Genomic DNA, 10,138 nt, shown 5'->3' with positions numbered 1-10,138 from the left:
CCGGCGCGGGCCTTGCGCGGCGGGCGCGACGCCCTAGGTCGAGGGCGGGCAGTCAGGGAGACCGGGCTTGAGACGACGCGATTTCCTGGCCGGCGCAGGCGCGGCGTCGCTGGCCGCGGGCTGCGCCGCCCCCTTCCCGACCGAGGACGCCGAGCGCGATTTTCCGCCGATCGGGATGTTCGTCGAGGTCGAGGGGCTGCGCATCCATGCCTGGGAGGCCGGGCCGCCGGGCGGCGTGCCCGCGGTGCTGGTGCATGGCGCGAGCGGCAACCTGCGGGACTGGACCTTCTCGATCGCGCCGCACATCGCCGCAGGGCGGCGCGTGATCGCCTTCGACCGCCCCGGCTTCGGGCATTCCGACAGGCCCGAAGGCGCGGACGCCGCCGACCCGGCGGTGCAGGCCGCGATCCTGCGCGCGGCGGCGGCGAAGTTGGGGGCCGGGCGCCCGGTGGTGGTCGGCCACAGCTGGGGCGCGGCGCTCGCGCTCGCCTGGGCGCTGGACGCGCCGGACCGGACGGCGGGTGTCGTCTCGGTCTCGGGCGTCACGATGCCCTATTCGGGGATGGCGCGGGTGTTCGAGGCGCTGGGGATTTCGGGCGCGATCACCTGGGCCTACACCGAGTACATGAAGTCGGTGGCCGAGGATGACGGCATCGACCGCTTCATCGACCGCGTCTTCCGCCCGCAGCAGCCACCCGAGGGCTACGCGGCCTATGTCGGTGGGCCGCTCGCACTGCGCGAGGCGACGCTCGCGGCGAATTCGGACGACATCTCGGGCCTGAACGCTGCGCTGCGCCGGATGGCGCCGCGCTATCCCGGCCTGCGCCTGCCGGTCGAGATCATTCATGGCGCCGAGGACTTCATCGACCCCGAGCGCCACGCGCGCGGATTGGCCGAGGTGCTGCCCGAGGTCCGGCTGACGATCCTCGAGGGCGTGGGCCACATGGCCCACCACGCCGCGCCCGGAACCCTCGCCACGGCCATCGCGCGCGCGGCGGGCGAGGCCGAGGGCAAGACCGCCGCCTGAGCCGTCTCGACGCCCGCGCCGGGCCGCCCTAGTCTGGCCGGCGGACCGACCGGTGCGGAGGAGGCGAGCGGATGAGCGGGGGCGTGTTCGGCAAGCCGTTCGACGGCGCCATTTCGGCCTATTACGCCAAGGGCTTCCCGAAGGCGCTGCGGCAGCGCATCGAGGACGCGAAGAAGGGCGAGATCCTGGCCGAGACCTACCCGCACGAGCGCCGGCTCGACCACGAGACCTACGACGCCGAGACGGCCGCGCTGCAGATCGAGCTGGTGAAGCTCCAGGCATGGGCCAAGGCCACGGGCACGCGCGTCGCTCTGGTCTTCGAGGGGCGCGATGCGGCCGGCAAGGGGGGCTCGATCAAGCGCTTCACCGAGAACCTCAACCCGCGCGGCGCGCGCGTGGTGGCGCTTGCCAAGCCCTCCGACGTCGAGCGCGGCCAGTGGTATTTCCAGCGCTACATCCAGCACCTGCCCGGCCCCGGCGAGATCGTGTTCTTCGACCGGAGCTGGTACAACCGCGCGGTGGTCGAGCGGGTGTTCGGCTTCTCGACCGATGCCGAGCGCGAGCTGTTCTTCGAGCAGGTCAACGAGTTCGAGCACATGCTGGTCAAGGACGGCGTACGGCTCTTCAAGATCTGGCTGACGGTGAGCCGCGCCGAGCAGATGCGCCGAATGCTGGCGCGCGAGGCCGACCCGCTGAAGCAGTGGAAACTGTCGTCGATCGACGTCGATGGACTACGCCGCTGGGACGACTATTCGGTCGCGATCGCGGACATGTTCCGCAGGACCCACAGCGCGCACGCGCCCTGGCGGGTGGTGCGCGCCGACGACAAGCGGCGCGCGCGCATCGCGACCCAGCGCATCGTGCTGAGCGCGATCGACTACGCGCATCGCGACCGCAAGGTGGCCTGCCCGCCCGATTCGCTGATCGTCGACGGCCCGCAGATCATGCCGGCCGGCGAGACCTGACCGCCGCAGCTTGACGCCGGCGGCGGGCGGCGCCACATCAGGCGCCCGGCCGCCAGACGCGAGGTGCCCCGATGGGCCTGCCCGACCCCGACCGCGACCCGCAGTTCTACGACGGCGTGCCTCTGCGCCGGCTGGTCGCCTTCGTGATCGACGCGCTGGTGACGCTGCTCCTGATGGCGACGGTCGGGCTGGTCGGCCTGCTGATGGGGTTCGTGACGATGGGGCTCGGCTGGCTCCTGATCGTGCCGGCCTTCGCGCTGGTGGGCTTCATCTACCGCTTCACCATGCTGCGCGAGCGCTCGGCCACGCTGGGGATGCTGGCGGCGGGGATCGAGTTGCGCGGCCCCGACGGCGAGCGGCTGGACGGGCCGCTCGCGGCGGTGCACACGCTCGCCTATTTCGCAACGCTCTACATCCCGCTCGCGATGCTCATCGGCGTCGCGCTCATGGCGTTCAACCCGCGCCGCCAGCTGCTGCACGACCTGCCGTTGGGCACCGCGATGATCAACCGGCCGGAGTGAGGGGCGCGCGCCCGCCCGGTTGCGCGGCCTTAACGAAACTGCGAGGCTTTTCCTCGAGAGTGGGCAACTCCGCCAGTGACTCGCCATTTTTCGGTGATAACCTGACAGGCGGAGGAGAGGCTCGGACCAGGGAATCCGGATCACGCAGCGATGTCGCACCACGAAAGCGCGCTCAAGGCACAGTTCTACCTGACCGCCCCGCAGCCCTGCGCGTATCTAAGCGGACGCGAGGAGCGCAAGGTCTTTACCACGCTGCAGGGTGCCAACGCGGTCGCGGTCAACAACGCGCTGTCGCTGAGGGGATTTCGACGCTCGCAGTCGGTGATCTACCGCCCCGCCTGCGTCGGCTGCTCGGCCTGCATGTCGATCCGCATTCCGGTCGATGCGTTCCGCCCCTCGCGCGCGCAGCGCCGGACGATGGAGCGCAACGCCGATCTCGAGCGGCGGACCTGCGAGGCCTGGGCGACCGAGACGCAGTTCCGCCTGTTCCGCCGCTACCTCGACAGCCGCCACGCCGATGGCGGCATGGCCGACATGGACGCCTTCGACTACGCCTCGATGGTCGACGAGACCCCGGTGAACTCGACTGTGGTCGAATACAGCCTCGCCGACCCCGAGAACGGCGCCCCGCGGCTGGTGGCGGCCTGCCTGTCGGACGTGCTCGCCGACGGGCTGTCGATGGTCTACTCGTTCTTCGATCCCGACGAGAGCGGCCGCAGCCCCGGCAGCCACATGATCCTCGACCATATCCGGCTCGCGGGCGAGATGGGGCTGCCCTTCGTCTATCTCGGCTACTGGGTCGCCCAGAGCCCGAAGATGCATTACAAGATCGGCTATCGGCCCTTCGAACTTTGCGACGGGACCAACTGGCGGCGCTTCGCGGATGTCGAGGAATTCCGCAGGTGGCGCGCCACGCGCTTTACCGCCCCGCGCGACCCTCTGGTCGAATGAGCGCCGCGCGGCTGGCGCGGCGGATCCTTTTGCCGGATGCCGCGATGCCGGGCGGGCCGCATCACTGACTGGGACGCTGCGCCTTGAGCATTTCGAGGTCGATGCCGAAGGTGACCGCGCCGATCGGCTCGCCGTTCTCGGGATCGGTGACGGTCATGCTGACCTGCGTCTGGTATTTCTGGGTGCTGGCGTCGAGCTCGATCTCGCTGACATGGACCGCGCCGGGGCCCTTGAGGAAGGTTTCCTGATACTTGGCCTCATCGCCCTGGTAGAAGTCCGAGGTCGGGTCGCTGATCGCGACGTTGAGGCCGTATCGGTCCATGAGGATGATCTCGGTGATCACGCCCTTCGCCAGTTCCCGCCGGTCGCGCACGATGACCGAGGCCTGCCGGTCGAGCAGGTCGAAGATCATCGGCCCGCCGCCTGATTCATTGACCTCGGCGATCCATGTCTCGTCGAGGAACTTGATCTTGCCGGGGCGGATGCCCTTGTAGGTCTCGTTCTGCTCGCGGATCGCATAGATGATGACGGGATCGCTGATCCAGCTCTGCAGGTCGCCCTCGGCGACGCGTTTGACGTCCTCGGCGAAGTCGGGAACGCTCTGCGCAGCGGCACCCGAGGCCCCGTGAAGAAGCAGCGCGAGCGCGGCGGCGGTCGAGATTTTCATGATCGGCTCCAGCCAGAAGCTTGCGGGACGGCCCGGCGCCGCACCCGTCGGGGTCGGCTTCGGCGGCGGCGAGATGGCTGCTGCCCGCCCGGCGCGTCCGGGCGTGGCCGCCGCTTGTCCGCGTGCGACGAAGGGCTTTTCCGCTCCCGCTGACATCGGCACTTCCCCAGCATTTCCCTCGGAGCGGATCCTACGCATGTTGGGAATATCTGTCGACAGTTTGGTCTGTTTCGGGCAACGCGAGGGCGTGATCGGGGCAACCGCCGGCAAGGCCCGCGGGCCTCGGGCGGCAGGCGTCCAGCCTGGTCATCCTTCGTAAAGGAATCCCCGCTAGCGTCGCACGGCACTCAGTTCGGGATTTCCGCATGACGAACGCCTTACAGCTCTCGCGCCGGATGGTCCGCGGCTTCGCCGCGGCGCTCGCGCTGCTCGGCGGGCTGCAGGTGGCGGGCTACGGGCTCGGCGCGGCGCTGCTGGCCGAGGAACGCGCCCGAATCGAGGAACGCCACGCGCGGGAGGCCGAGCGTGCCCTCGTCGCGCGGGTGGCACTTGCCGGGATCGAGGTCGCGCGTGGGGGCGACGCGGCCGCGCGGGAGGCGTTGCGCGAAGCGGCCGAGGCACTGTCCGCGGCAGCGGCGCTCGAGGGGGCGGGGGCGCCGGGGCTCGCCGAACTTGCGCGGATGGCGCGCGCGCTCGCCACGGGGGACGCGATGCCAGCCGATCGGCTGCGCGCCGATGCCCTCGCGTTGGGCCGGGAGCTCGATGCCGCCGCGGCGCGCGCCGAAGGGGCGGCACGGGACGCGGCGCGGGCCGCCTCGGCGGTACGCCTCACAGGGCTTCTCTGCGGGATCGGGGGGCTCGTCGTCGTGGCGCTCGCGATCATGCGTCCGATGCTGGGCGAGGTCACGCGGGTGACGCGCACGCTCGAGCAGACGCAGGAGAAGCTCGCGCATTCGGCCCTGCACGACCATCTCACCGAATTGCCCAACCGACGCTATGTCGAGGAACATCTGCGCCGCTCGCTGGCTGCCGCCGGGCGCACTGGCCAGATGGTGGCCGTGCTCCAGATCGACCTCGACGGATTCAAGCAGATCAACGACCGCTTCGGGCATGCCGTCGGCGACGCCGCGCTCGCCTCGGTCGCGCGGCGCATGCAGAAGGCGATCCGGCGGTCGGATTTCCTCGGCCGCACGGGCGGGGACGAATTCGTCGTGATCGCCGCAGAGGGGCGCAACCCGCGGGGACTCGAGCATCTCGCCGAGCGCCTGATCCAGACGGTGGGCGAGCCGATCGAGATCGACGCGCAGCGCTGCGCGATCGGCGCCTCGGTGGGGATCGCGCTGACCCCGCCGCTCGACGCGGATTCCGAGCGGCTGCTGAGCCATGCCGACGCCGCGCTCTATGCCGCCAAGGCCCAGGGGCGAGGCCTGTTCCGGTTCCACCCAGACGCGCAGGTCTATCTGGACGTGCACTACCCGGTTAGGCTCGCCTCGGCGGTCACGGGCCGTCGCGCGGGCTGAGGCGGACCGGCGCACCGCGTGCCGCTCAGCCCCCGGTGATGCGGCAATAGCGCGTGGTCATGGTGTAATCCTTGCGCGGCCCCGAGACCCGCCAGAGGCTGGTCCAGACATCTGGCATGAAGCTGTAGTCGACCTCGTAGCGGTCCTCGCCGCACAGATGCAGGGCCTGAGCTTCCGCCGGATGGAAGCTGTGGAACGGCCGCCCGTCGTCATGGGCGACGTGGATCGCGCCCCGCGGCCCGAACCTCCAGAAGGTCACCCGCCCGGCGGCAAAGTCCCTGCCGCCGAAGCGCAGCACGCCGCTCTCTCGGCAGGCCAGATCACCGGGTCCTCCCGGCGCGCATGCGGCCTGCGGTCCGGCACCCGTGCCGGGCTCGGCCGCACCCCGCGGGTCGCGAGGCGCGGTGCCCGAGGGCGCCGCGGGGGCAAGCTCTGCCGAAGCGGCGGCGTCGCGGGCGGCAGGCCCTGCGCCGCCCCCGAACAGCGCGTCGTCGCGCGACGCAGCGACGCCCGCGTCATGCCCGGAGTCATGGCCGACCGCCGCGGCAGGATCTTGGGCGGCCGCGCCCTGCCCCGAGGGCGCGTCGCGCTGCCCCTGCCCCTGCGGCGCCGCGGCCTGCTCCGATGCGGGGGACGCGTCCGCTTTCACCAGCCGCGCGGCTCCGGAGGGCGCATCGGAAGCCGGCAGCGCCGCGACTTCGAACACGGCCTCGCCCCAGAATTCACCGAAGACGCCGGCGGCGCGGTCGTCGATCAGACGGACCATCTGCCAGCGTCCCAGAAAATACGCGGCCGTCGCCAGTTCGGTTGCCACCGTCATGCCCGTCTGCTACCCCACGCCGCGCATTCCCCGCAACGCCGCCGAGGACCGCCGCCGATGATCCCGCGCTATTCCCGCCCCGAGATGGCCTCCATCTGGGAGCCCGCGACCCGCTTCCGCATCTGGTTCGAGATCGAGGCCCATGCCTGTGACGCGCAGGCCGCCCTTGGCGTCATCCCGAAATCGGCGGCCGAGGCGGTCTGGAAGGCGAGGGACGTGGAATTCGACGTGGCGCGCATCGACGAGATCGAGCGCGAGGTCAAGCATGATGTGATCGCGTTCCTCACGCATCTGGCGGAATTCGTGGGCCCCGAGGCCCGCTTCGTCCATCAGGGCATGACCTCGTCGGACGTGCTCGACACCTGCTTCAACGTTCAGCTCGTGCGCGCGGCCGACATCCTGATCGCCGACCTCGACGCGCTGCTCGCGGCCCTCAGGCGCCGGGCCTTCGAGCACAGGGACACGGTCTGCATCGGCCGCAGCCATGGCATCCATGCCGAACCGGTGACCTTCGGGCTGAAGATGGCGCAGGCTTACGCCGAGATGGCGCGCAACCGCTCGCGGCTGGTGGCGGCGCGGGCCGAGGTCGCGACCTGCGCGATCTCGGGCGCGGTGGGGACGTTTGCCAACATCGACCCGGCGGTCGAGGAGCATGTCGCCAAGGCCATGGGGCTGACCCCCGAGCCGGTCTCGACGCAGGTCATCCCGCGCGACCGGCATGCGATGTTCTTCGCGACGCTGGGCGTCATCGCCTCGTCGATCGAGCGCATCGCCATCGAGATCCGCCACCTCCAGCGTACCGAAGTGCTGGAGGCCGAGGAGTATTTCAGCCCCGGCCAGAAGGGCTCGTCGGCAATGCCGCACAAGCGCAACCCGGTGTTGACCGAGAATCTGACGGGCCTAGCCCGCATGGTGCGCGCCTATGCGCTGCCCGCGATGGAGAACGTGGCGCTGTGGCACGAGCGCGACATCTCGCATTCCTCGGTCGAGCGGATGATCGGGCCGGATGCGACGGTCACGCTCGACTTCGCGCTGGCGCGGCTCACAGGCGTCATCGACAAGCTGCTGGTCTACCCGCAGAACATGGAGCGAAATCTGAACCAGTTCCGCGGGCTGGTGCATTCGCAACGGGTGCTGCTGGCGCTGACGCAGAAGGGCGTGAGCCGCGAGGATGCCTATCGGCTGGTGCAGCGCAACGCCATGAAGGTCTGGGAGCACGGCGCCGACTTCATGGCCGAACTCAAGGCGGATCCCGAGGTGCGCGCCGCGCTGAGCGAGGCCGAGATCGAGGAGAAGTTCGACCTCGGCTACCACACCAAGCATGTCGACACGATCTTCGCGCGCGTCTTCGGCGCGGGCTGAGCCACGGGCGGCGGCCTTGCAGAGGGGCCCGGGCGCGATATCTCAAGGCGGGATCACGGCCGCCGGAGGATCAACATGCTTACCCGCCGCACCCTCATCGCCGCGCTCGCGCTGAGCCCGGTGACGCTGCACGCAGGCGAGATGCGCGCGCATGACTTCAGCTTCCCCGGCATCGAGGGCGGCGAGATCCGCCTCGCCGACTTCGCCGGGCGCCCGGTCCTGGTGGTCAACACCGCCTCGCGCTGCGGCTTCACCTACCAGTATGACGGGCTGCAGGCGCTCTACGACCGCTATCGCGACCGGGGCCTCGTGGTGCTGGGCGTGCCCTCGGACGATTTCGGCGGGCAGGAACTGGCGACCGAGGCCGAGGTCAAGGAATTCTGCGAGGTCAATTTCGGGCTCGACTTCCCGATGACCGCGATCACCACGGTCAAGGGCACGGGGGCGCATCCCTTCTACGCATGGGCGCGCGCCACTCTGGGGGCCGAAAAGGCGCCGGGCTGGAACTTTCACAAGTATCTCGTCGCTCCCGACGGGTCGCTCGTCGATGCCTTTCCGACCCGCGTCGAGCCGGGCGATCCGCGCCTGACCGCGGCCATAGAGGCGCTGCTGCCACAGGGCTGAGCCGCGTCAGCCGAGCCGCGCGCGCAGGCTATCGGCCGCCGCGCGGATCGCGGCGAGTTCGGCACCGTTCTTGCGCCCAAGATTCGCCATCTGCATCGTCATCCGCCGGTTGCGGCGGAATCGGCCCTCGTGGCGCGCGAGGAAGTCCCAGTAGAGCGTGGTGAAGGGGCAGGCGCGCGGGCCAGTGGCGTCGCGCGGATCGTAGCGGCAGCCCCGGCAGCAGTCGGACATCCGCGAGATGTAGGCGCCCGAGGCGGCATAGGGCTTGGTCCCAACGATGCCGCCATCGCCATGCTGGCTCATGCCCAGCACGTTGGGCAGGCTGACCCAGTCGACCGCGTCGAGATAGAGCGCCATGTGCCAGTCATGCACCCGCAAGGGATGCGCGCCCCACAGCATTGCGAAGAGCCCCATCACCATCAGCCGCTGGATGTGGTGGGCGTACCCTTCCTCCAGCACAGCGCCCAGCCCATCGGCGAGGCAGGCCATGTCGGTCCGGGCCGTCCAGAAGAAGCCGGGAAGATCCGCCTCGGCCCCAAGCGCGTTGAGCCGGGCATAGGCGGGCATCCGCGTCCAGTAGATGCCACGCACGAATTCCCGCCAGCCGAGGATCTGGCGCACGAAGCCCTCGACCGCGTTGAGCGGCGCGCGCCCGTCGGCCCAGGCCTCGATGGCGGCGGCACAGACCTCGCGCGAGTCGAGGAGCTTGAGGTTGAGCGCGACCGACAGGCGCGAATGCCACAGCGTTCGCTGCCCCGTGGCGATCGCGTCCTGATGATCGCCAAAGCCCGGCAGGCGGTGGTCGATGAAGTCGCGAAGATGCGCGAGCGCGTCGGCGCGCGTCACCGGCTCGGCAAAACCCGCGGTCGAGCCGGGGGCGCCGGGGAACTCACGCTCGATCATGCGCATCACCTCGCGGGTGATCGCGTCGGGCTCGGCCGTGGGCCGCGGGGGCACGAGGCCCGGCCCCTCGCGGCCGAAGGGCTTGCGGTTCTCGGCATCGAGGTTCCAGCGCCCGCCCGCCGGTGCGTCGCCCTCCATCAGCCAGCCGGTGCGCCGGCGCATGGCGCGGTAGAAATCCTCCATGACGAAGCGCCGTCGGCCGGCGGCGAGCTGCTCGAACTCGGCCGGCGTGCTGAGGAAATGGCGGTCGTCATGGACGACGAGACCGGGAAAGCGCGCTCTCAGCCCCGCCAGCACGCGCCAGTCGCCGGGCTGGGTGACATGGAGGGATTCGGTTGCGTGACGCGCCGCCCCCTCGGCCAGCGTCGCCGCGGGCGCCTCGCCGTCGAGGGCATGGTAATGGACCGTCAGGCCGCGCCCGCGCAGTTCGGCCGCGAAGTGGCGCATGGCCGCGAAGAACAGCACCAGCCGTTTCTTGTGCTGCGGAAGGTAGGACGCCTCCTCGCGTGCCTCCGTCATCACGATGGCATCGCGCGCGGGATCGAGCCCGTCGAGCACGGCCGCCCGGTGGTCGAGCTGGTCGCCGAGGATCAGGATCAGGCGGCGATATGTCACCGGCGCGCCCTCCGCCCCCGGCAGCGGTCCGAGCAGTGGCGCACCTGCTCCCAGACCTTCGCCCATTTGCGCCGCCGGGCGAAGGGCCGCCCGCAGGTCGCGCAGGTCTTCACGGGCAGGTCGGCCTTGCGGCGCATCCGGGGCATGGCGGTCTCGCTGCGGC

The 10,138-nt window shown here is 70.5% G+C and carries 11 protein-coding genes; 7 read left to right on the top strand and 4 right to left on the bottom strand.

The window, feature by feature from the left end:
• Positions 1-67: 67 nt before the first annotated feature.
• The 4 genes from M1105_RS10235 to M1105_RS10220 all read left to right on the top strand — a co-directional run bounded on the left by M1105_RS10235 (position 68) and on the right by M1105_RS10220 (position 3,464).
• Positions 68-1,027, top strand: a complete 960-nt coding sequence (locus M1105_RS10235; RefSeq protein WP_249580269.1) for an alpha/beta fold hydrolase — start codon at positions 68-70, stop codon at positions 1,025-1,027.
• Positions 1,028-1,098: 71 nt separating this feature from the next.
• The gene (gene ppk2, locus M1105_RS10230; protein ID WP_249580268.1) at positions 1,099-1,992 is read left to right on the top strand and encodes a polyphosphate kinase 2; all 894 of its coding nucleotides are present in this window, start codon (positions 1,099-1,101) and stop codon (positions 1,990-1,992) included.
• Between the two features lie 71 nt (positions 1,993-2,063).
• Entirely contained in the window at positions 2,064-2,513 is a 450-nt protein-coding gene (locus M1105_RS10225) for an RDD family protein (RefSeq protein ID WP_249580267.1), read from the top strand.
• Between the two features lie 150 nt (positions 2,514-2,663).
• Positions 2,664-3,464: an arginyltransferase gene (locus tag M1105_RS10220; protein ID WP_249580266.1), complete on the top strand. Its 801-nt coding sequence runs from the start codon at positions 2,664-2,666 to the stop codon at positions 3,462-3,464.
• 61 nt (positions 3,465-3,525) lie between these two features.
• Here the strand turns inward: M1105_RS10220 and M1105_RS10215 are convergent, their stop codons facing one another.
• Positions 3,526-4,131, bottom strand: coding sequence for a PDC sensor domain-containing protein (locus M1105_RS10215; RefSeq protein WP_249580265.1), 606 nt, complete (start codon positions 4,129-4,131; stop codon positions 3,526-3,528).
• Positions 4,132-4,496: 365 nt separating this feature from the next.
• On the opposite strand from M1105_RS10215, the gene M1105_RS10210 reads away from it, so the two are divergent.
• A complete protein-coding gene (locus tag M1105_RS10210; RefSeq protein WP_249580264.1) occupies positions 4,497-5,651 on the top strand; it encodes a GGDEF domain-containing protein in 1,155 nt (384 codons plus the stop codon).
• A gap of 25 nt (positions 5,652-5,676) precedes the next feature.
• Here M1105_RS10210 and M1105_RS10205 read toward each other — a convergent pair whose 3' ends face one another.
• Positions 5,677-6,471, bottom strand: a complete 795-nt coding sequence (locus M1105_RS10205; protein WP_249580263.1) for a DUF6314 family protein — start codon at positions 6,469-6,471, stop codon at positions 5,677-5,679.
• Between the two features lie 57 nt (positions 6,472-6,528).
• Between M1105_RS10205 and purB the strand changes: the two genes are divergently transcribed.
• Together purB and M1105_RS10195 are read left to right on the top strand one after the other, a co-directional pair.
• Positions 6,529-7,833: an adenylosuccinate lyase gene (gene purB, locus M1105_RS10200; protein WP_249580262.1), complete on the top strand. Its 1,305-nt coding sequence runs from the start codon at positions 6,529-6,531 to the stop codon at positions 7,831-7,833.
• Positions 7,834-7,908: 75 nt separating this feature from the next.
• Complete coding sequence (locus tag M1105_RS10195; RefSeq protein ID WP_249580261.1) at positions 7,909-8,457, top strand: glutathione peroxidase; 549 nt, start codon at positions 7,909-7,911, stop codon at positions 8,455-8,457.
• A gap of 6 nt (positions 8,458-8,463) precedes the next feature.
• Here the strand turns inward: M1105_RS10195 and M1105_RS10190 are convergent, their stop codons facing one another.
• Positions 8,464-9,975 (bottom strand): cryptochrome/photolyase family protein, encoded by a 1,512-nt coding sequence (locus M1105_RS10190; protein WP_249580260.1) that lies wholly within the window; start codon positions 9,973-9,975, stop codon positions 8,464-8,466.
• Positions 9,972-10,121 carry a DUF2256 domain-containing protein gene (locus M1105_RS10185; protein WP_249580259.1) on the bottom strand — a complete coding sequence of 50 codons (150 nt, stop codon included), beginning with the start codon at positions 10,119-10,121 and terminating at the stop codon, positions 9,972-9,974. Before M1105_RS10185 ends, M1105_RS10190 begins: the two co-directional genes overlap by 4 nt.
• Positions 10,122-10,138: the final 17 nt, after the last annotated feature.

The organism is Thermohalobaculum sediminis, from assembly GCF_023487995.1.
GTDB lineage: Bacteria > Pseudomonadota > Alphaproteobacteria > Rhodobacterales > Rhodobacteraceae > Thermohalobaculum > Thermohalobaculum sediminis.
The sequence above is the reverse complement of the archived record's forward strand: the minus strand, read 5'-3'. Positions and strand labels throughout refer to the sequence as shown.